Source organism: Faecalibacter rhinopitheci (assembly GCF_015234135.1).
Lineage (GTDB): Bacteria > Bacteroidota > Bacteroidia > Flavobacteriales > Weeksellaceae > Empedobacter > Empedobacter rhinopitheci.
This window is the reverse complement of record NZ_JADGIK010000002.1, coordinates 259,232-281,372: the sequence shown is the minus strand read 5'-3', so window position 1 is coordinate 281,372 and position 22,141 is coordinate 259,232. Positions and strand designations below refer to the sequence as shown.

Genomic DNA, 22,141 nt, shown 5'->3' with positions numbered 1-22,141 from the left:
ATAAATACTAATTTCGCTGTCTAAGTATTTAACAGATTAATTATTTTAAATGAGAATTATTGGTGTTATTGCTGTTTCTTTTGCATTAGCTTTTATAAGCTGTGGAAAAGAAACAGACAAAAAAACAACTCAAATAATAGATCCAAATGCACCCGTTAGATTTGATTCTATAGATTGGTCACAGGAAACAAAACATCCGGTATTAACTGCTCAAGAAGTAGAATTATATCGTAATAGAGTAGCTAAATTTCATACTGATTTTTGGAAGAGTTCTAATGTTAGTGGTGGATTATTAGTAGCTAAAAACGGTAAAATAATATTTGAACAATACGCAGGATTAGCTAATGTAGGGAAGAACACTCCACTAACTGCGGATACACCTATTCATATTGCATCCATTTCAAAAGTTTTAACTGGTGTAGCAATTTTAAAATTAGTAGAAAATAATAAATTGAAACTTGATGATAAGGTTCAAAAATATTTGCCGACGTTTCCGTACGAAGAAACTACGGTAAGAAATTTACTAAATCATCGCAGTGGATTACCAAATTATGCAAATGTATTGTATGAGAAAAAGTTAGAAGATCGAGCAAATCCAATTACTAACGAAGGAGTTCTAGAAGTATTTGCGAATAATAATGTTGGATTGGTAAGAAGAGTAGATTCTGGTTTCTTCTATTCTAATACAAATTTTGTTTTATTAGCGTTAATTATAGAAAAAATTCAGAAAATGCCATTTCCGCAAGCTATGAAATACATGGTTTTTGATCCAATTGGCATGAAAAATACATTTATTTTTGAATATGATAAACACAAAGACATCGTTTCCGAGTCTTATGGCTATGCTGGTTCAAAATGGAATTGGGATCATTTAGATAAAACTTATGGGGATAAAAACGTTTATTCAACACCTAGAGATTTATTTAAATTAGATCAAGCAATGTATTCTGATAAATTTTTATCGAAAGCGATAAAAGATGAGGCCTATAAAGGATATAGCTATGAGTCGAAAGGGTATAAGAATTATGGATTAGCTATGCGATTGCTTGAATATGAAAATAATGAAAAACTATTGTACCATAATGGTTGGTGGCACGGGAATAATACAGTTTTTGTACACGATACTAAAAATAAATTTACAGTAATTGCATTAGGTAACCGACAAAATAAATCGATTTATAGCGCTTTTAGACTAGCTGGGATACATGATAATTATCCTCTAAAAGTTCCTGAAAAAGATTCAATTAAATAATAAAAAAGCCCTTTTAAGAAAGGGCTTTTTTATTATTTTTTGTTTATTACATTTATATAGTTTGTAAAAGTTCTTCCGTCAGGTAATGTAATTTTATACCAATAACTAGTAGAAGGAACTGGATTTCCATTAACTTTCCCGTTCCATGTAAGTTCTGTATTGCTATGCTGTGTATAGATAGTTTTTCCGAAACGATCAAATATTTCGAGTTGTGCAATTTTTCCTTCAAAAACATTTAAATCTTTTATAATCCATAGATCATTATAACCGTCTCCATTAGGAGTAATGGTGTTAAATATAATAGGAATTAATCCTTTAAAAGGCCCAATAATGCAATCTTCGTTTTCATATTTTAGATAAAAATTATGTATTCCAGGGGATAAATTTTCAAAAGTATTATTCTCTTGCCAACTAATTCCGTCAATAGAATATAAAATTTTTCTATTTCCTTGAGCGATAATATTCGCAGTGTTTTGTTGATATATAATTTCAACTAATATTGGTAAATCATAATGAGAAATCGTAAAATCTTCAATATAAAAACAACCATTTTCTTCTTTTAACTTAAGTGTGTATTTCCCAGCTTCTGCAATTTCGACAGTTGAATTAGTACTTATAACTTCATTTTTTTCATTTAACCATTCATAGGAAGTGATTTTCCAATTTTTATAATCTGGTTCAATCAGAATGGATGTTCCTGGGCAAATAAGATAATTATCTACTGCTACCATAGGAACTTTTATCAATTGTATATTAATTATACCTAAGCTAGGGCATAAGCTTCCTGCCTCATATATTTTAAAATATACTTTCGTTCCAAATGATTCATCAAATTCATAATTTAAAGGATCTTCAATTATATTTATATCATTTGTCAAATCAGCAAAAGTTCTATAATATTTAAAAGTAGAATTCAAGAAATTAGTTTGAAAAATAGTTAAATCTATTTCCTCTCTACCGTTATTTTCTTCATCACAAATAGGAGATATTGTAAATTCATTTGGTTGTTTTGTGATGTAATTCAACTTTATAGGTAAATAATCTATACAACCTCCAGCTACCGTAGCTTCTAGTATTATCGTTTGATGAATATCGAGGTTTAATTCAAAATTTTCTTCTTCTTCGCTAGTCAGAAAAATACCATTATTATAATGTTCTTGATTTAGATAGATTTTATAGTCTGCAAATTTATTAGTGTCAGGGTCTGTTAATAAATCATTTTCTATGTTTGTGTCTTTTGTTCGTGAATTGATCCATTCTCTAAAGTTAAAGGTGTAAATATCATCTAAATTATCGTCACATATTTCAATTTCTATATCATTTTTTAGTTTTATAATCCCTATAATTTTTAATTGAATAGGAGTAATGCTATAACATCCGTGTATACTTTCGAAACGAACATAGACCGTTTTTAGTGGTAAAGTTGAGGGAAGTGCGAAATTATTCCAGTTTGTTATTACGTTTACATTACCTAAAATAGCATCTTCATAATTCTCATAATAAATAACTTTACTAATCAATGTAGAAAAATCAGGGTTATTTTCAGGTAAATAAAGTTGAGGAATAGCCTCATCTAAATCAAAATAGACAAAAGCTTCATTTGCCTCGTTACACAATAACAGGACAGAATTTTTTTCAAGTCTGATTTGATCATGTTCGTTTGTCGAAAAAATGATATTCAGGCTTAGTGGCTGCTCACACTTTGTAGAAATTGTTTTTTCTGTGATACTAATAAAAACTTTAGTATTAGTAGTAATTTCAAAATTTGTAGGATTATTTATCTGATTAGAAAATACATTAGTCTGGGGATTATAATTTCTGTAAAATTTAACGGAATAATTCTCAGGATTTGCAACATACTCAGGAATATAGTCTAATAGATTTATAAATTCTTTCCCATCAAAGTTATTATCACATGTAATTTTTACTTCATGTTCTCTTTTTTTGATCCCTTCGTTGGCAATTAATTTGATATCTAAAGCGCTTATTTCTTCACATGTATTTTCGGTTTGTTCAAATTTTATTTTCACCCAAACCCTTTGATTTATACGATTTGCTAAAATTCTATCAATTTTTTTAGTGCCTAATTGGTCCTCAAAAAATTCTATCGTTGGTTTAGGATTTAATGATAAAATTGTATTAGGAAGTATTAATGATAAATAGTTTTGTAAGATAATTTCTTTATCAATAACTTCATAATCTACACAAATTTCTATGCTATTCGTTGTGATATCATAAGGTAAAAATCGATACTGTAGCTGTTTTACAACATATTGTTTTAAGCTATTATTGCCATCATTTATTTTTAACCGAACATATATATCAATGGAAGTATAATCGGTAGTTTGGTAAGTATTGGCGATTCCAATATCCTCGAGATTATTTGCAGAATTATAGTTAGAATGAAAAGTAATCTCTAATTTATTAATATCATAATTTGTTACTTTAAAAATTCTTAGAACATCATCTCTGAAATTTAAATTATATGTTTTATTCGCACATAAATACACATGGGCTACTTCCTCATCGTAGATAGATGGATCATCTGGTGGATTATCTGGATCATTGTCATTTATATTTACGATAATTTTTTTGAATTTTACTCTTGCTTTAACATGTAAAATATTAAAGCAATTCCCTTTACAATCTTCCTTCGAATTTTCTAATCTTATAAACAAATCGTATTTATAATCTAATAATTCTTCTCCTTCTTTTATACGATTTAATGCATTTCTATTGTTTTTTGCATCTTCATAAGTATTGAAAATCTTTAAGTTTTTTACATCATTTTGTGTAGAAATTGTGATTCCACGTTGTGTAAATTCTTCTTGCCAATCAAAAGGTTCAAATTTAGGAGGATTGTTATTGGTAACGACGTCAAATAATTCGTCATAGGATTCAAAAATTAATTCATTCGTATTAAATTTTGGACTTTCTATAAACTTAACTTTGATAATATTTGAGGTATAATCTGTGCAACCAGGCAAATTATATTGTACCTTAATCTCAGTATTTTCTGTTAAAACTGCTGTAGATACTGGAGTTGTACCATTATTTACATAATATCGAATGTTGGTAACATTGGTTACGTTTGAAAATAATTGACAATTTAAATTAGCTAAAATATATTCTTCTTGTTTATCATTTTCTAAATCACATATTTCCACTTGCGAAGGAAAAGTATTTGTTGTAGTTAATTCTAATTTTGAAATGCCAAAACATGAAGAATCGTTTTTATTCTCTATCCGAACAAAGTATGTTTGATTAGATAATAGTATTTGATTTTCGGGTAAATAATTCGAATTGTTATTTTTCGCATCATTCTCGGTTATATAAAATTTATATTTAAATAAGTTATGATTTGGTTGGCTATTGATACTTTCATAGAAATTAGCTTGATTTAAAGCGGATGATCCTTCACAAATAATTGCTTTATGATTTTTTGGTCTAGGATAGTCGTTTGCAAATTGTATTATATGTTTATCTGTAATACTAAATGTTTGCCCAAAGCTTAAAAGATAATTTGCTTTAGCGGTATAAATTGACGGTGATATATTACAGATGTTAATAGAATTAGTACCTTGAGTTGTATTATTTATATTATTAGACCACTGTATATTTCTTGGTGATAGTGTGTTACCTGTTGGATTAAATAAGTATGAAGATTGATTAACAGCCCATACTCCAGTATTTTTATTAGGAGCAGCTAAACCTTCTCCATTTGCATTTGTTATTCCAATTAAACTTTGATTAAATCTTGAGCTAGTATTTGGGATAGGTTTATCTTCAATGTTAATCTCTATATCACTTTTAGTTTCATGTAATACAATCTGAAAAGTTGAAGTTTGATTAGTTCCTGTAATTATACCTTTATAAAAATTAATTACTAATTTTCTGCAAGGGTATTCTCCTATTACATTTATATATATTTCTGAATCGGTTTCTGAAGAAAATATTAAATCTTGATATAAACCAAAAATAGAATTTTGTGGAAGATATATACTTGGTATACTTCTATCATTTAAAACTGGAGTGCTATAATCGCCCTCATTTATGTTTGTATTAAAGGAGATGTATCCGTTCGTACTAATTATAAATGAATTTACGACATTACCATAATAGCTAAAAGCAAATGGTTCAGTATCAATTGTATTTAAATTAATTCGTTTAAAATATTTATCATCGTCATTTGCTTGTAATGCTAAGCCTGCAATGTACGAGCCAGAAGGTTGATAAGTAGAACTTTCTAAAGCTTCATAAATATTAGTGTCTAATAACAAAGGGAAATTTGAATCTAACCTTATACAAGTATTATTTAGGAAATTATAATTACACCCAATGGAAGTTATATTTGAAATTCCGTTATGATCTTTTATATAACTACATTGTTGTGATAAAAGAAATGAAATTTTAAAAAAGAGGAAAAAAAAGGTAAATATTTTTCTCATAGGGTTAGTTTGATTCAAATTTAATCAATTTATAACCAATAATATAAATAGCGATTCAGAATTTGAATCGCTATTTATAGTTAATTTTTGATGTCCATTAAATCACGGAGTGTATTCCCGAAAATATTAAAACCTAATACTAGTATCATAATTGCTAATCCAGGTAATATGGCCAAATGTTGTTTATCTAAGATAATATGGGCATAATGTTCCTTTATGATATTTCCCCAAGATGGAGTAGGAGGTTGTGCTCCAATTCCTAAAAAGCTAAGTCCACTTTCTACTAATATGGCCGATGCAAAATTGGCGGCAGAAATTACAATAACTGGAGCAATTATATTTGGCATTATCTGTTTAAAAATAATATTATAATCGTTGAATCCTAAAGCACGTGCAGCTTCAACGAATTCTTTTTCGCGGTAAGAAAGAAATTGACCTCTTACCACACGTGCAACTTCTACCCACATCGTAAGGCCAACAGCAATAAAAATTTGCCAAAAACCTTTTCCGATTGCTAAAGTTATTGCGATGACAAGTAGTAAAGTTGGGATTGACCATATAACATTGATAAACCACATAATTATATTATCAATATTACCTTTATAATAGCCCGCTAATGCGCCGAGAGTAATACCTACAAATATTGAGATAAAGACAGCAATAAAACCTATTAAAAATGATATTCGCGTCCCGATAACTAGTCTAGAATAAAAATCTCTCCCATAGCTGTCCGTACCCAATAAATAAGTTTTATTAAAAATAAATTTAGATTCAATATCTTTTATTTCAAGGCTGTAATCTGTCCAGTGTGATAAAGGTAAAGTTATAGTCTCTCCATTTAATCCGTTTCCTAAATATGGGATATATTGTAATGTATTAGAATTTATTTTATAGGACGATATACTAATATGTTCTGAATCTATTTCCTTACCAAAGAAATAATCATTAACACTTTTAGTTGCCGTATAATTTGGTAATGGAATTTCTAAGGTTAATTGTTTATGTCCAATAGGTGCATATGCAATCGCTAAATCTTGTCTATTAGCATTTGCTGTCTTATCAGTTGCAATAAAATAGGCAAATATTGTAACTAAAGCAGCTAATAAAATTATACTAAAAGAAATGAGCCCAATAGGGCTCTTTCTTAATTTTTTAAATACGATTTGACTTAAAGAACCTGAGTTTTGATCCATTTTTATTTTCTTAAATCTCTTAAAACATTAATTGATTCCTCTAAGTATAAATCTTTTTCTAAATTTTTTATCCAATTTTCTCGTCTAGCTTTAAATACAGTATCTGTTTTTGCTGTTTCCATATCTTTAGCATTCATAGAGATTTTAAAATTGTTTTTGTATTTATCTAAGATTTCATATTTTTTAATCTTATTCTCTCTTTCTTTACGGAAAGCTTTATAATCGTTAAGATTCAATGGAATTTTTTTCGTGTCTTCCATTGTTTTAACCATTTTCATGCTTTCGTCAATCATTTTTAAATGTTGATTGTTTTTAAGACGTGCTGCACTTTTGGCTTTAATAACATTTAAATCAAATGGATTAGTCCATTTTTGGATAGTTAATGCACCGATCTGATCCCATGCTAATGCTTCCGCTCTAGAGCCTTCATTAATATCACTATATGTAAATTGATCTACCATAGAAATATCTGAGTTAACACCTTTTAATTGTGTAGAACCACCATTTACGCGGTAAAATTTCTGTATAGTTAATTTAATTGCTCCAAACTCATCACTTCTATTTCTTTGGTCTAGTGGTAACATTGTTTGTACTGTACCTTTTCCAAAAGTTTGTGGAGAACCAATAATTACAGCTCTACCATAATCTTGCATTGCTGCAGCAAGAATCTCAGAAGCAGAAGCAGACAATTCATTTACCAATATAACTAATGGACCATCGTAAGCAATAGAATTATCTTTATCTTCATGAATTTTCATCATCCCATCACTACGTTTCACCTGTACAATAGGACCATTTTTGATAAATAAGCCAGAAATTTGAACTACTTCTTCCAAAGATCCTCCTCCATTATTACGAACATCAAATACTAAACCTTTAATATTCTCTTTCTTTAAAATTTCAATTTCTTTTTCTATATCCACCGACGGATCTCTACCATTTGCATCTCCCATAGAAGTGTAAAATTCTGGTAAATATATTACTCCATACTTATCTCCTTTTGCATCCATCACAACAGAAGATCTAGCAAAAGTTTCATCATATTCTATTACATCACGAATGATAGATATTTCTTGTGTTGAGCTATCTTTCTTTTTAACAGTTAAGATAACTTCAGTTCCTTTTTTACCACGAATTAGGCGAATTGCTTCGTCCAAAATCATTCCTACAATATTTACAGCTTCACCTTTTTTACCTTGCGCAACCTTAATAATTTGATCACCAACTTCAAGTTTTCCACCTTTCCAAGCAGGGCCACCAACAACAAGCTCTGCAATTGTAGCATACCCTTTTTTATCTTGTAACTTAGCTCCAATTCCTTCTAGCTGACCTGACATAGAGATGTCAAAATCTTCCTTGTCTGTTGGTGAAAAATAACTTGTATGTGGGTCATATTGCTCTGTATGTGCATTTACATAGACAGTGAAATATGTACTTCTTTTGCGTTTTTTTAGACGACGGAAATAGTCAGAAATTAATTCCTTAACATCTTCACGTGCTATTTTTTCAATCTCAGCAAAAGGAGTGTCTTTAGTTATTTTCTTTTCTTTTTCTTCTGAAACAATTTTTACAGAATCATTTTTCTTCGTATCATTTAAATCATCTTGCATAGAATTGATTTCCAATAATACATTGTACTTTAAATATTTTCTCCAATTATCCTTTAAATCAGCTTTAGATTTAGAATAAGTTTGATTTTTAGAATCAATGATTAAATCTTCTTTAGCGGTAAAATCAAATGGTTTTGCTAAAATTTCTTCTGCATATTTTTCTGCTTCTGCGATACGAAGATAAATTGTATCGACTGTTTTGTTGTAGAAACTTAGATTTTCTGTTTTAAAATAATCATCTAAATTATGTTTATCTACAGCAAATGCGTCATAATCACTTTGTAAGAAAAATCGCTTAGAAGGATCTAAATTTTCAATGTATTTATTAAACACATTTTCTGAAAATTTATCATCAAGTTGTGCAGGTTTATAGTGTAAATAAGAAAGAGTGTTACGTGTGTTCTTAATCACTAATTTTTCTTTCTCGTCATCATTATCTAGCATTGGTTTACAAAAGCAAAAGGCCAATAAACTCATTGATAAAAACGATAATAAGATATACGTTTTTTTAACTAGCATATAAAGTTTTTCTGGGTATTAATTAATATTATAAAATCTTTAGTCAAATATAAATCAAATTAATAATTAAATTAAGATTTTTGCATTGACAAATAGAAATCTAAAATTAAGAATAATTATGGAAAGACCATTAATTTTAATCACAAATGACGATGGAATTACAGCTCCTGGAATTCGTAATTTGATTAATATGGCAAAAGAGTTTGGAGAAGTGTATGTTGTTGCTCCAGATAGTCCTCAAAGTGGAATGGGACATGCTGTTACTTTAAATAAAGCAATTTTTTGTAATGAAATAGTTTCTCAAAGTGAAGTGAAAGAGTTTTCTTGCTCAGGTACACCTGTAGATTGTGTAAAACTTGCAGTGGCTCATATCTTACCGCGTAAGCCTGATTTGTGCATTTCTGGGATAAATCATGGATCTAATTCTTCAATTAATGTAATTTACTCGGGAACAATGTCAGCTGCTGTAGAAGCGGGTATAGAAGGTATTCCAGCAATAGGTTTTTCTTTAGATAATTTTGATTATAATGCTGACTTTACAGTTGCAGAAACGGAAATCAAATCAATTATTAAAGAAGTTTTGGAAAATAAGCTTCCAAAAGGTATTGTTTTAAACGTAAATATTCCGGATGTACCTAAAGGGGAAATAAAAGGAGTAAAAGTTGTGAGACAAGCTGATGCTAAATGGGACGAAAAATTTGATAAACGTGAAGATCCTCGTGGAAGACAGTATTATTGGATGTGTGGAGAATTTGTAAATCATGATAAAGGTGACGATACGGATGAGTATGCTTTGGCCAATGGATATATATCTATCGTACCAGTTCGTTTTGATTTAACAGCACATCATTTTTTAAGTGAGTTAAAAAATTGGAATTTTTAATTTAATTCCAATAAAAAAGGAGAATCATTAGATTCTCCTTTTTTTGTATTATGCAGCAAATAATATTATTTCCCTGTTGCAACTTTCTTTTCTAAAGCGCGGTAGTGATCTTCTTTTGCTGTATTTTCTAATGTTCTGTATGCTGCAGATAAGTTTTTGATAATTGTAATATCTGAAGGATCTAACTCATGAATTTTTTCTAAATAAGGAGTAACATCCGCAAATATAGCTTTACGTTTTGCCATATTTTCGTTGTAAATTGCCTTCTCCTGTTTAGAATTTCCTAAGTTATTATTAATATTTTCTACTAAAACTTTATCCTTTGATAAATATGTAGCTACTAAGTTTCTGTAAGATTCAATATGCTTAGGATTTAATTCAATAGATTTTTTGAATAAATCACGTGCTTTATCTTCTTGAGATGCATCATCCATTAATAATACACCTAAATTATAATAATTTAAATAATCTGATGGATTTAATTTGATGTTCTCTTCAATTTTAGATTTTAATTTATCTCCTTGTCCAGAAGCTTGGTAAATACTTGTAGCAATTGTATTAATATCTATATCAGTAGGATATTTTGCAAGAGCTTCATCTAATAAAGGATCGTATTGTTTTAAATTATATAATGAATTTAAACCTAATACATATAAATCTCTATTTAAATTTTTAGTCTGATTAGCCGAAACTCCAGTAAAATTATTTTTAGCTAATTCTTTTATAATAGCTAAGGATTTATCAAATTTATTTCCATTATAGTAAGAAATTGCAGCTTGATATTTATAAACTTCTTCTTTTGTTCCTAAAGCTTCTACCAAATGATAAACATTAATAAAATTTTGAGCAGCTTTATCAAATTGTTTAGCATCTAAAGCTGTATTAGCATCAGCTAATTCTTTATTAGCAAGCTCAGATACTTGAGACTGTAATAAAAAACCATATTTGGGAGTTAACACAACTTCTTTTGCTTTCGCATAATTTCCGTTTGCTGTAGCAGCATCTAGATCAGCTTGTGAGTAGTAAAACTCATCCTTTTTAGTGTCTTTATTACGAACTTGAAATGCTTTACCGTTTTCGTATTTTGTTAACTTAGCTAAGCTCTCACTAGCTTTAGAAATATCACCTTTTGATAAATTTTCTTTTGCTATTGTATTGTATTTTTCTGCTAACGCTGTTGGATTTGTATTTAATTCTTCTGCATTTGATTGTGCAAAGGCAGTTGATAATGATAATACTAAACCTAAACTAAATAAGATTTTTTTCATAATTAATCTATTGTTTGATCACCTTCTGAAGTTTCTTCAGTTACAGGATCGTTATTTAATTCAACTTGTGTTTCTGTTATTTCTCCTTCAGTTGTAATAGCGTTTTCATCTTCAATTTCAGCATCTTCAACATCTACTTCAACTTTGGCAATAGCTGCAATAGCATCCGTGCTTTTTAGGTTAATTAATCGTACACCTTGTGTAGCACGACCCATTATGCGGATATCATTAAGTCCTGTACGGATAGCAACTCCAGATTTATTAATGATCATTAAATCATTATCATCTGTAACTGATTCTATGGCGATTAATTTTCCTGTTTTGTCTGTAATGTTTAATGTAGTTACACCTTTACCACCACGATTTGTTTCACGATAATCCTCAATAGATGTACGTTTTCCGTAACCTTTTTCTGAAACCACTAAAACAGTTTCATTTTCGATGTCCGAAACGACAATCATTCCAATAACTTCGTTATCTGTCTCTTCACCAAGATTTATTCCACGAACACCAGAAGCTGTACGACCCATTGGGCGAACTTTTTCATCGTAGAAACGTATAGCTTTTCCGTATTTTGAAGCTATCATAATCTGAGATTTCCCGTCAGTTAATAAAGCTTCTAATAATGTATCACCTTCTCGAACAGTAATTGCGTTAATTCCATTTGCACGTGGGCGAGAATAAGCCTCTAAAGAAGTTTTCTTGATAATACCATTTTTTGTAACCATGATTACGAAATGATTATTAACATATTCTTCATCCATTAAATCGTGTGTACGGATATAAGCTTTTACTTTATCATCTGGATCAATATTGATTAAGTTTTGAATTGCACGTCCCTTAGATGTTTTAGAACCTTCAGGAATTTCATACACGCGCATCCAGAAACATTTTCCTTTTTCTGTAAAGAATAACATATATTGGTGGTTAGTGGCAACGACCATATATTCTAGGAAATCTTCATCACGTGTTGTTGCGGCTCTATTACCAACACCTCCACGAGTTTGTTTACGGTATTCTGATAAAGGAGTACGTTTAATATAACCTAAACGAGAAATTGTTAATACAACTTTTTCGTCTGGGATTAAATCCTCCATATTTAAATCTCCACCTGCGAAGTTGATATCTGTACGACGCTCATCACCATATTTTGTACGAATCTCAATCAATTCGTCTTTAATAATTTGCATACGAGTATCTTCATTAGATAAAATAGCTTCTAAATGTAAGATTGTTTTCATAATTTCATCATACTCTGCACGGATCTTATCAATTTCAAGACCTGTTAAAGTACGTAAGCGTAATTCAAGAATAGAACGCGCTTGTATTTCAGATAATCCAAAAGCCTCAATTAATCCATTACGAGCTTCTTCTGGTGTAGCTGATTCACGAATAATTTTGATTGCACGATCTAAATCATCTTGTGTTCCAATTACTTTCATGTAACCTTCTAAGATGTGCGCACGCTCTCTAGCTTTTCTTAAGTCGTATTCTGCACGACGTACTACTACTTCGTGTCTATGTTCTACGAAATAATGGATTAAATCTTTTAAATTTAATTGCTCTGGTCTACCATTTACTAATGCAATGTTATTTACAGAGAAAGAAGATTGTAATTGTGTATATTTAAATAATTTATTTAAAACTACGTTTGGTACAGCATCCATTTTAAGAACATAAACAATACGCATCCCTTTACGGTCGGATTCGTCTCGTATCTCAGCAATACCATCTAATTTACCATCTTTAATTAAATCAGCAGTTTTCGTAATCATATCTGCCTTATTCACTTGGTAAGGAATCTCAGTTGCAATAATACAATCACGACCATGAACTTCTTCAAAGTGTGTTTTAGCACGTAAAACGACACGTCCTCTACCAGTTTCTAAAGCTTGTTTTACACCATCATATCCATAAATAGTTCCTCCTGTAGGGAAATCTGGCGCTTTTACATATTGAATTAATTCATCAATAGTAATATCTTTATTATCAATGTATGCAATAGTTCCATCAATTACCTCAGTTAAGTTATGAGGAGCCATATTAGTAGCCATACCTACTGCAATTCCAGAAGCACCATTTACTAATAATGTCGGGAACTTTGTAGGTAAAACTGTAGGTTCTTGAATTGTATCATCGAAATTTAATTGAAAATCGACAGTTTCTTTATCTAAATCAGCTAATAATTCGTCTGATATCTTTTGAAGTCTAGCCTCAGTATAACGCATTGCAGCTGGTGGATCACCATCTACAGAACCGTAGTTACCTTGTCCGTCAACTAGCATATAACGTAATGACCAAGGTTGAGCCATACGTACCATCGCATCATAAACAGAACTATCACCATGTGGGTGAAATTTACCTAAAACTTCTCCTACAATACGAGCAGATTTTTTATAAGAACGATTAGAAAAAACGCCTAATTCATACATCCCGAATAATACTCTTCGGTGAACAGGTTTCAAACCATCACGTACATCTGGAAGGGCACGAGATACGATTACCGACATCGAGTAATCGATATATGCCGATTTCATTTCATCCTCAATGTTGATTGGGATCAGTTTTTCTCCTTCAGTCATATTCCTTTTGTTATATAAGACGGCTAAGATACAAATTTTAGTAACAATTAAGAGTGATAATAGTAACCTATTTATAGATTTTATATTTAATTTAGTGTTGTTTAACTAGAAATAATTTTTATATTTGCACTTCGAAAATTACAAATTAGGAAAACGAGAGATGGTTTTGAGTTAATTCAAAATTTTTGTAATTTTCTAGTTTTGATTTTTGAATTAATTTATTAACTGTATATTTGCAACCCCATTCGAGTAGTGGGCTAGAAACTTTGTAAAGATGAGTAAGAGAACATTTCAACCAAGTAACAGAAAGAAAAGAAACAAACACGGATTCCGTGAGCGTATGGCTTCTAAAAACGGTCGTAGATTATTAGCGGCTCGTAGAAAAAAAGGAAGAAAAGCGTTAACTGTTAGTTCTGTAAGAGCTAAAAGATAATTGCTATCATTCATAAAAATTAAGCTTGAAGGTTCTTCTTTCAGGCTTTTTTTTTATACATTTGAAAAAAAAGACGTAGAGTTGTATGGAAGTTAAAAATGTAATTGAAGTAATTCAGTCTTCAATCTATCAACGTAACCATTTAGTTTTATCAGATGTAAATATTGCCTTATCAGAAGGGGAATTTGTTTATTTAATTGGTAAAACGGGTAGTGGAAAAAGTAGTTTATTAAAAGTGCTTTATGGAGATTTACCTTTAAAAACTGGAACAGGAAAAGTTGTAGGGATTGACTTAAAATCTTTAAAAACTAGCAAAATTCCAGATTTACGTCGTCATTTAGGAATTGTATTTCAAGATTTTCAATTATTAACTGATCGTACAGTTGAACAAAATTTAATATTTGTTTTAAAAGCAACAGGTTGGAAAGATAAAAAATCGATTGAAACTCGTATCGATGAGGTATTAGATTCAGTGGGTATGTTATCTAAAAAGAAAATGATGCCTTTCCGTTTATCAGGTGGTGAGCAACAACGTGTGTCTATTGCACGTGCTTTGCTAAATCATCCAGAATTAATACTTGCAGATGAGCCTACAGGAAATTTAGATCCAGAAACTTCAAATGAGATTATGAATTTATTACTTTCTGTTTCTAAACAAAATAATTGTGCAGTGTTAATGGCAACGCATGACTATGATATTATTCGTCGTTATCCAGCACGTATGATACGATGTGAAGAAGGTAGAGTATTAGATGTAAATGCTGATTCTATAGAATTTTAATTAAAAGATTATAATTATATAAAAAAAGAGCTTAGTTACTAAACTAAGCTCTTTTTTTTATTCTATATAAGATATAATGGAACTATTTCTTTTGTATTTGTTCAAAGATTGTTTTTAATTTTGGTTCTTCGTTTTCCCAACAACATGCAAGGGCAGCTGTAGTTAAGTTATCATGATAATGCTTTTTACCTTGCTTTAACATAATAGTTAACTCTTCAGCGATATGTTCTGCATCATGACGCTGAATAACACGCCCAACTTGGTATTTTTCAACAATTGATTTTATTTCCGGTAAATAGGTAGAAAGTACAGGAACTCTGGCCTGAAAATAATCAAAAATTTTATTGGGTAAAGCATATCTATAACTTATTCCTAAATCTTGTTCTAAACTTATTCCTACCTCAGCTAAAGGAGTTATAGTCTTAAGAACTTTAGGTGAGACACTTCCTAAGAAATAAATTTTATGAGATAATTTAAGGTCTAAAACTAATTGTTCTATTTTTTTTCTAAGAGGTCCATCACCCGCTATCCAAAATACGCAATTGTCCATATATTGCATTGCTTGTATGATATACTCTAATCCTCTACTCATATTTAATGCTCCCTGATAAAGTACTATTTTATGATGAGGAGGAACTTCAGGTAAAGGATAAAATATAAAAGATTCTTTGTTGTTTAATTTTTGTAAATGAGGAACATTTCGGACTACAACAGGAGTAGACCCATATTCTTTTGCAAACCAATTTGCATACCCATTACTTACGGTATAAAAATATTTAATTTTTGGTAAAAGAAATTTCTCTAATATTTTCCAAACGCGTTTTGTGTTTGGACGATTGTGTAATGAAGGTAGTTCAGAGTATATCTCGTGACTATCAAATACTAAAGGCAGATTTTTTATTTTACTTACTAAGTAATAAGGAAATAAACTATCTAAATCATTTGCAAGTAAAATGGTGTTTTTATCTGCCTTTAGCAATAGATTTACAAATAATTTGAAATTAAACTCTGCATATAATTTGAAGCCTTCTTGATTTTTGATGGGAATAAAACTCGTTTTATAAGGTTTATTTAATATAGGTTTTCCTCGTAAGGTTGTTCCTATTAATTCTACATCATATCCAAACTTTAATAAAGAGTTACATACTTTATCTAGTCTTTGATCAGTTTCAATATTATTGATTACAGCAGCTAAAATTTTCAATTGTAAGGTGTTTTATTTTCCTTTTTTAAAAGTAATGTAATAAAATTGAACTAAAAATAAAATTGCATTAGGAATTAAAACTGGCCATGCATCAATCATTGATGCGTAAATGACAAAACAAACGCAACCAATTGCATTGATAATTCTAATTTTAGTAATGTCCGAAAAAAAGAAGGCCATTACTATAAACACAGAAGCCATATAGCCAAAAATATCGGCTATGCTAATGTTAGATAATAAATCCATAATAAGATAAATAAGAATGATAAAGTATAGGCAAAATTATAAAAAATAGTCGATAACTTTGTGTAAATTTGCAAGATGATTAAGCACCTATCAAATATCAAACATAAAGATTCTTCAAATTTCTTTTTGATCGCAGGTCCTTGCGCGATAGAGAGTGAAGAAATGGCTATGCAAATCGCAGAACGAGTAATTACAATTACAGATAAATTGAATATTCCTTATATTTTTAAAGGTTCTTTCAAGAAAGCAAATCGTTCTCGTATTGATAGTTTTACAGGAATTGGAGATGAGAAAGCCTTAAAAATATTACGTAAAGTAAGTGAAACTTTTGATGTTCCAACGACAACTGATATTCATGAACCTTTTCATGCCGAAATGGCTGCAGCGTATGTTGATGTTTTACAAATTCCTGCATTCTTAGTTCGTCAAACTGATTTGGTTGTAGCAGCTGCTAAAACTGGAAAACACGTTTCCTTGAAAAAAGGACAGTTTCTTTCACCAGAAGCAATGCAATTTCCAGTTCAGAAAGTAACTGATTCAGGTAATAATAATGTAGTAATCATAGAGCGTGGAACAATGTTAGGCTATGGAGATTTAGTGGTAGATTACCGCGGAATTCCAGTAATGCAAAACTATGCGCCTGTAATTTTAGATGTTACACACTCTTTACAGCAACCAAATCAAGCATCTGGTGTAACAGGTGGAAAACCAGAATTGATAGAAACAATTGCTAAAGCAGGTATTGCTGTAGGTGCTGATGGTTTATTTATTGAAACTCATCCAGACCCTAAAAATGCAAAAAGTGATGGAGCAAATATGCTTCAATTAGATTTGTTAGAAGGATTATTAGAAAAACTTGTTCGAGTTAGACAAGCTGTTATCTAATTAAAAATAAAATATTTATAATTTATCTCAATGTTTGAATTTTTTTTCGAGCATTGAGAAATTTATTTAAACTCAGTTTGTGTGGATTTATATCTTATGAACAATCTAATTCAGAAATATAATATACCTGGACCTCGCTATACCAGTTACCCTACGGTACCATATTGGGATGAAGCAGGGTTTAGGAAGCAAAAATGGATAGAGACTTTTCAACAATCATTTATTGAAAGTAATACGTCTGAAGGAATCTCAATATATATCCATTTACCGTTTTGTGAGTCGTTATGTACTTTTTGTGCATGTAATAAACGAATAACAAAACAACATAGTGTAGAAGAACCTTATGTTACAACAGTACTGAAAGAATGGCAAATCTATTTGGATATCATGCCATCCAAACCTGTTATTAAGGAAATTCATTTAGGAGGAGGAACTCCTACATTTTTCTCACCAGAGAATTTAAGAAGATTATTAGAAGGAATTATTAATACATCTATCGTTGCACAGGGACATGAATTTAGTTTAGAAGGACATCCTAATAATACAACGAAAGAACATTTACAAGTTTTATTTGATATAGGTTTTCGTCGTGTTTCTTATGGTGTACAAGATTATGATTTAAAAGTACAACATGCTATTAATCGTATTCAACCTTTTCAAAATGTAAAAAGAGCAACAGAAGAAGCTCGTGAAATTGGTTACACATCAATTTCTCATGATTTAGTTTTTGGATTGCCTCACCAAACCTTAGCTGGTATGGTTGAAACGATTAACAAAACAAAAGAACTAAATCCTGATCGAATTTCTTTTTACAGTTATGCCCACGTACCGTGGATAAAAGGAGTAGGACAACGTGGTTATTTGGAAGAAGATTTACCTTCTCCAAAATTAAAGCGCAAATTGTACGAAACGGGAAAGAAAATGTTTGAAGATATGGATTATTTCGAAATTGGAATGGATCACTTTGCTTTAGAACATGATACAATGTATCAATCAATGGTACAAAAATCATTACATCGTAATTTTATGGGGTATTCTTCATCAAAAACACAAGTAATGATTGGGCTAGGAGTTTCATCAATTAGTGATTCTTGGTATAGTTTTGCACAAAATGAGAAAACTGTAGAAGAATATGAAGCTTCGATTAATAAAGGAGAATTATCTGTTTATAAAGGACATATCTTAACAGAGGAGGATTTAATTATACGTCATCATATTCTGAATTTGATGTGTAATTTAAAGACTTCATGGGAAGATGATAATTTGAAATTTAACGGAATCGATAATGTCATATCGATGCTGAAGGGAATAGAAGATGATGGTTTAATTATCATCAATGAAAACGGAATTGAAGTAAAAGAGGAAGGTCGCCCTTATGTTCGTAATGTTTGCATGTCTTTTGATTTGCGAATGTTGGAAAATGAACCAGAGACTAGACTTTTTTCAATGACAATTTAATTTGTTTCGAAAATTTTGAAACTTTTATCCAAAATAGTATATTTGAATATCTTAAAAAATGAATGAAATAGAAATTCACGGTAAAAAATTTATACCGTACATTGCTTTTGAAGAAATTGAGCACGCAATTAAAGAAATGGCGAACAAAGTGTATGATGAATACAAAGATGAGACGCCAATTTTTATCGGAGTTTTAAATGGAGTTGTGATGTTCATGAGCGATTTCTTAAAGCAATATCCAGGAAATTGTGAAATTTCTTTCTTAAAATTAAAATCTTACGAAGGGACAGAATCAACAGGTAAAATCCAAATTCAAATGGATATACCAATGAATGTGGAAGGTCGCCACGTAATTATTTTAGAGGATATTGTAGATACAGGTAATACATTAGTAGAATTACACCGTATATTACAAGAGAAAAAAGTTAAATCTTTGAAAGTAGCAACGTTATTATTTAAACCAGACGCGTACAAAAAAGACTTAGAAGTAGATTTAGTTGGTATCTCTATTCCTGATAAATTTGTAGTTGGATATGGATTAGATTTCGACGGATACGGAAGAAATTTACCGGATATTTATCAAATAAAATCTTAAATTAAAATGCTAAACATCGTATTGTTCGGACCTCCAGGTTGCGGAAAAGGAACTCAAGCAAAATTCCTAGAAGAAAAATATTCAACTCCACAAATTTCAACAGGTGATTTATTTCGTTTCAATTTAAAAAATGAAACTGAACTAGGGAAATTAGCTCAATCTTATATGGATAAGGGGCAGTTAGTTCCGGATGAAGTAACTACAAATATGTTAAGTGATCATTTAGATAAACATCCTAATGATTATGGTTATATCTTTGATGGTTATCCTAGAACAACTGCACAAGCTCAGAAATTAGATGAGATTTTAGCCGAAAAATATAATAAAGAAGTAACAATAACGGTTGCTTTAGTTGTTGAAGATGAGGTGTTAGTGAAACGTTTATTAGAACGTGGAAAAACTTCTGGTCGTGCAGATGATGTGGATGAAAATATTATCCGTAGCCGTATTACAGAATATTACGAAAAAACAGCTGTAGTTGCAGAACACTTTAAAGCGCAAGGTAAATGGGTAGAAATTGATGGTATTGGTACTATTGAGGAAATTACTCAAAAATTATTTGCAGCAATTGATCATGCACAAGCTAAATAGAAATTAGTTTTTATAAAATATAAGCCTCAACTGTAGTTGAGGCTTTTTTTATCTATAAATTCAATACTAGTATTGAATTAATTTTTCACAAATTTCTTTTGCTAATCCGGGGCCTTCATAGATGAACCCCGTATAAATTTGAATTAAACTTGCACCAGCATCTAATTTTTCTACAGCATCTTCAGGTGAGTGAATTCCACCTACACCAATAATAGGAAAAGCCTTATTTGATTTGTTAGAAAGATATTTTATTACTTCAGTTGATCTTTGTTTTAAAGGTTTTCCACTTACACCTCCCATTTCTTGTACAATCATTGGGTCTGATTGAAGGCCCTCACGAGAGATTGTAGTATTTGTAGCGATTATCCCAGCAATTTTAGTTTCAGTCACAATTTCAATAATATCATCTAATTGTTCGTTTGTTAAATCAGGTGCTATTTTTAATAAAATTGGCTTAGGGTTTTCTTTGATTCCATTATGTCTTTGTAAAGTATATAACAAATCCATTAATGGTTCTTTTTCTTGTAATTCTCGCAGATTTGGAGTATTTGGTGAACTCACATTTACTACGAAGTAGTCTACCTCATCAAAAAGCATATTAAAACAATATACATAATCATTCGTAGCATCTTCGTTTGGTGTGTTTTTATTTTTACCAATATTACCACCAATTATATAACGCTCGCGATGTTGTAATTTTCTGATTTGTTTTACAGCATATTCAGCACCTTTATTATTAAATCCCATACGATTTATAATAGCTTCATCTTCTACTAAACGAAACATTCTTGGCAATTCATTACCAGGTTGTGGCTTTGGAGTGACAGTTCCAATTTCTATAAAACCAAAACCAAAACGGCTTAATTCCTGGATATATTCACCATTTTTATCAAAACCTGCGGCTAATCCAACAGGATTTTTAAACTTAATACCAAACACTTCACGTTCTAAAGAAGGATGGTTTATAGAATATTTTTTTTGTAATAATTTATCAATACCAGGGAAATTGGCGTAATTTTTTAATTGACGAGTTACAAAATGATGAGCATCTTCAGGTTGTAACTGGAAAAGAATATTTTTTACGTGCTTGTACATTTAGCAAAAATAAGTAATGTTTATCCAATATTCGATTTTAATATAAAGGTAAGAAGTCGTATTTTTGCAGACTAATTATTAAATAAAGAAGAATTATGCAATCAAATTTTGTTGACTACGTAAAAATTCATTGTAAAAGTGGACACGGTGGAGCGGGTTCAGCAAGTTTGCATCGCGAAAAATATATCGATAAAGGAGGTCCAGATGGTGGAGATGGTGGTCGTGGAGGGCACATCATATTGAGAGGAAATTCAAATCTTTGGACTTTATTGGAATACAAATTTAAAAAACACTTCCGTGCACAACATGGAGGTCGTGGAGGTAAATCTCGTTCTACAGGTTGGGATGGAGAAGATATTATCTTAAATGTTCCGATTGGTGTAATTGCTCGTGATGAAGATGGAGAAATCATTGGAGAAATTACACATGATGGACAGGAAATTTTTATAAAAAAAGGAGGTAAAGGAGGTTTAGGAAACTGGCATTTCCGTTCTGCAACTCGCCAAACGCCACGTTATGCTCAACCAGGTTTGGAAGGAGAAGAAGGTTGGATTTCTTTAGAATTAAAAGTATTAGCAGATGTAGGTTTAGTTGGATTTCCTAATGCAGGGAAATCAACATTATTATCTGTATTATCAGCTGCTAAACCAAAAATTGCGGATTATGCTTTCACAACATTAACTCCTAACTTAGGTATCGTAGAATACCGTAATCATCAGTCATTTATTATGGCAGATATTCCTGGAATTATTGAGGGAGCAGCAGAAGGTAAAGGTTTAGGACACCGTTTTTTGCGTCATATAGAACGTAATTCTACCCTACTTTTTATGGTTCCGGCAGATGCAGAAGATTACGCTAAAGAATACGAAATTTTATTAAATGAATTACGTAAATATAATCCTGAACTTTTAGATAAAGCCAAAGTTTTAGCAATTACTAAATCTGACATGTTAGATGATGAATTGAAAGCTGAAATAAAAACTCAATTACCAAAAGATATCGAAGCTGTATTTATCTCTTCTGTAGCCAATCAAGGGTTAACGGAATTGAAAGATTTATTGTGGAGTAAATTAATTGACTAAATAAAAAAATAAAAAG

17 protein-coding genes are annotated in these 22,141 nt (G+C 30.5%); 9 read left to right on the top strand and 8 right to left on the bottom strand.

The window, feature by feature from the left end; translation table 11 throughout:
* The first annotated feature begins 49 nt into the window (after positions 1–49).
* Positions 50–1,252, top strand: coding sequence for a serine hydrolase domain-containing protein (locus IM532_RS04070; RefSeq protein WP_194182167.1), 1,203 nt, complete (start codon positions 50–52; stop codon positions 1,250–1,252).
* A gap of 32 nt (positions 1,253–1,284) precedes the next feature.
* Here IM532_RS04070 and IM532_RS04065 read toward each other — a convergent pair whose 3' ends face one another.
* The 3 genes from IM532_RS04065 to IM532_RS04055 all read right to left on the bottom strand — a co-directional run bounded on the left by IM532_RS04065 (position 1,285) and on the right by IM532_RS04055 (position 8,947).
* Positions 1,285–5,532 (bottom strand): T9SS type B sorting domain-containing protein, encoded by a 4,248-nt coding sequence (locus IM532_RS04065; RefSeq protein WP_194182166.1) that lies wholly within the window; start codon positions 5,530–5,532, stop codon positions 1,285–1,287.
* Between the two features lie 248 nt (positions 5,533–5,780).
* The gene (locus IM532_RS04060; protein WP_194182165.1) at positions 5,781–6,893 is read right to left on the bottom strand and encodes an ABC transporter permease; all 1,113 of its coding nucleotides are present in this window, start codon (positions 6,891–6,893) and stop codon (positions 5,781–5,783) included.
* Positions 6,894–6,895: 2 nt separating this feature from the next.
* Positions 6,896–8,947, bottom strand: a complete 2,052-nt coding sequence (locus IM532_RS04055; protein WP_194182164.1) for a carboxy terminal-processing peptidase — start codon at positions 8,945–8,947, stop codon at positions 6,896–6,898.
* 193 nt (positions 8,948–9,140) lie between these two features.
* Between IM532_RS04055 and surE the strand changes: the two genes are divergently transcribed.
* The gene (gene surE, locus IM532_RS04050; RefSeq protein ID WP_194182163.1) at positions 9,141–9,905 is read left to right on the top strand and encodes a 5'/3'-nucleotidase SurE; all 765 of its coding nucleotides are present in this window, start codon (positions 9,141–9,143) and stop codon (positions 9,903–9,905) included.
* Between the two features lie 65 nt (positions 9,906–9,970).
* Here the strand turns inward: surE and IM532_RS04045 are convergent, their stop codons facing one another.
* Together IM532_RS04045 and gyrA are read right to left on the bottom strand one after the other, a co-directional pair.
* Positions 9,971–11,173, bottom strand: a complete 1,203-nt coding sequence (locus tag IM532_RS04045; protein ID WP_194182162.1) for a tetratricopeptide repeat protein — start codon at positions 11,171–11,173, stop codon at positions 9,971–9,973.
* Positions 11,174–11,175: 2 nt separating this feature from the next.
* Positions 11,176–13,755, bottom strand: coding sequence for a DNA gyrase subunit A (gyrA, locus tag IM532_RS04040; RefSeq protein ID WP_194182161.1), 2,580 nt, complete (start codon positions 13,753–13,755; stop codon positions 11,176–11,178).
* Positions 13,756–14,029: 274 nt separating this feature from the next.
* Between gyrA and rpmH the strand changes: the two genes are divergently transcribed.
* Together rpmH and IM532_RS04030 are read left to right on the top strand one after the other, a co-directional pair.
* Positions 14,030–14,188 carry a 50S ribosomal protein L34 gene (gene rpmH, locus IM532_RS04035; RefSeq protein WP_194182160.1) on the top strand — a complete coding sequence of 53 codons (159 nt, stop codon included), beginning with the start codon at positions 14,030–14,032 and terminating at the stop codon, positions 14,186–14,188.
* An 85-nt stretch (positions 14,189–14,273) separates the two neighbouring features.
* On the top strand, positions 14,274–14,969 hold the full coding sequence (locus IM532_RS04030; protein WP_194182159.1) for a cell division ATP-binding protein FtsE: 696 nt from the start codon (positions 14,274–14,276) through the stop codon (positions 14,967–14,969).
* Between the two features lie 82 nt (positions 14,970–15,051).
* On the opposite strand, the gene IM532_RS04025 is transcribed toward IM532_RS04030, so the two are convergent.
* Both IM532_RS04025 and IM532_RS04020 read right to left on the bottom strand, forming a co-directional pair.
* Positions 15,052–16,173: a glycosyltransferase gene (locus tag IM532_RS04025; RefSeq protein ID WP_194182158.1), complete on the bottom strand. Its 1,122-nt coding sequence runs from the start codon at positions 16,171–16,173 to the stop codon at positions 15,052–15,054.
* Positions 16,174–16,185: 12 nt separating this feature from the next.
* Positions 16,186–16,419, bottom strand: a complete 234-nt coding sequence (locus IM532_RS04020; RefSeq protein WP_194182157.1) for a YgjV family protein — start codon at positions 16,417–16,419, stop codon at positions 16,186–16,188.
* Positions 16,420–16,494: 75 nt separating this feature from the next.
* On the opposite strand from IM532_RS04020, the gene kdsA reads away from it, so the two are divergent.
* The 4 genes from kdsA to IM532_RS13690 all read left to right on the top strand — a co-directional run bounded on the left by kdsA (position 16,495) and on the right by IM532_RS13690 (position 19,948).
* The gene (gene kdsA, locus IM532_RS04015) at positions 16,495–17,304 is read left to right on the top strand and encodes a 3-deoxy-8-phosphooctulonate synthase (RefSeq protein WP_194182156.1); all 810 of its coding nucleotides are present in this window, start codon (positions 16,495–16,497) and stop codon (positions 17,302–17,304) included.
* A 96-nt stretch (positions 17,305–17,400) separates the two neighbouring features.
* Positions 17,401–18,762: an oxygen-independent coproporphyrinogen III oxidase gene (gene hemN, locus IM532_RS04010; protein WP_194182155.1), complete on the top strand. Its 1,362-nt coding sequence runs from the start codon at positions 17,401–17,403 to the stop codon at positions 18,760–18,762.
* Between the two features lie 58 nt (positions 18,763–18,820).
* Complete coding sequence (gene hpt / locus IM532_RS13695) at positions 18,821–19,357, top strand: hypoxanthine phosphoribosyltransferase (RefSeq protein ID WP_228063648.1); 537 nt, start codon at positions 18,821–18,823, stop codon at positions 19,355–19,357.
* A gap of 6 nt (positions 19,358–19,363) precedes the next feature.
* Entirely contained in the window at positions 19,364–19,948 is a 585-nt protein-coding gene (locus tag IM532_RS13690) for an adenylate kinase (protein ID WP_228063647.1), read from the top strand.
* Positions 19,949–20,014: 66 nt separating this feature from the next.
* On the opposite strand, the gene IM532_RS04000 is transcribed toward IM532_RS13690, so the two are convergent.
* Entirely contained in the window at positions 20,015–21,043 is a 1,029-nt protein-coding gene (locus IM532_RS04000; RefSeq protein WP_194182154.1) for a quinone-dependent dihydroorotate dehydrogenase, read from the bottom strand.
* Positions 21,044–21,138: 95 nt separating this feature from the next.
* Between IM532_RS04000 and obgE the strand changes: the two genes are divergently transcribed.
* Positions 21,139–22,125: a GTPase ObgE gene (gene obgE / locus IM532_RS03995; protein WP_194182153.1), complete on the top strand. Its 987-nt coding sequence runs from the start codon at positions 21,139–21,141 to the stop codon at positions 22,123–22,125.
* Positions 22,126–22,141: the final 16 nt, after the last annotated feature.

Bases quoted from the DNA above. Each gene is read 5' to 3' on its own strand.
- IM532_RS04020 (WP_194182157.1), bottom strand. From the start codon at position 16,419: ATGGATTTATTATCTAACATTAGCATAGCCGATATTTTTGGCTATATG.
- surE (WP_194182163.1), top strand. From the start codon at position 9,141: ATGGAAAGACCATTAATTTTAATCACAAATGACGATGGAATTACAGCT.
- gyrA (WP_194182161.1), bottom strand. From the start codon at position 13,755: ATGACTGAAGGAGAAAAACTGATCCCAATCAACATTGAGGATGAAATG.
- IM532_RS04045 (WP_194182162.1), bottom strand. From the start codon at position 11,173: ATGAAAAAAATCTTATTTAGTTTAGGTTTAGTATTATCATTATCAACT.
- IM532_RS04055 (WP_194182164.1), bottom strand. From the start codon at position 8,947: ATGCTAGATAATGATGACGAGAAAGAAAAATTAGTGATTAAGAACACA.
- IM532_RS04060 (WP_194182165.1), bottom strand. From the start codon at position 6,893: ATGGATCAAAACTCAGGTTCTTTAAGTCAAATCGTATTTAAAAAATTA.
- IM532_RS04000 (WP_194182154.1), bottom strand. From the start codon at position 21,043: ATGTACAAGCACGTAAAAAATATTCTTTTCCAGTTACAACCTGAAGAT.
- rpmH (WP_194182160.1), top strand. From the start codon at position 14,030: ATGAGTAAGAGAACATTTCAACCAAGTAACAGAAAGAAAAGAAACAAA.
- hemN (WP_194182155.1), top strand. From the start codon at position 17,401: ATGAACAATCTAATTCAGAAATATAATATACCTGGACCTCGCTATACC.
- IM532_RS04030 (WP_194182159.1), top strand. From the start codon at position 14,274: ATGGAAGTTAAAAATGTAATTGAAGTAATTCAGTCTTCAATCTATCAA.
- hpt (WP_228063648.1), top strand. From the start codon at position 18,821: ATGAATGAAATAGAAATTCACGGTAAAAAATTTATACCGTACATTGCT.
- obgE (WP_194182153.1), top strand. From the start codon at position 21,139: ATGCAATCAAATTTTGTTGACTACGTAAAAATTCATTGTAAAAGTGGA.
- IM532_RS13690 (WP_228063647.1), top strand. From the start codon at position 19,364: ATGCTAAACATCGTATTGTTCGGACCTCCAGGTTGCGGAAAAGGAACT.
- IM532_RS04070 (WP_194182167.1), top strand. From the start codon at position 50: ATGAGAATTATTGGTGTTATTGCTGTTTCTTTTGCATTAGCTTTTATA.
- kdsA (WP_194182156.1), top strand. From the start codon at position 16,495: ATGATTAAGCACCTATCAAATATCAAACATAAAGATTCTTCAAATTTC.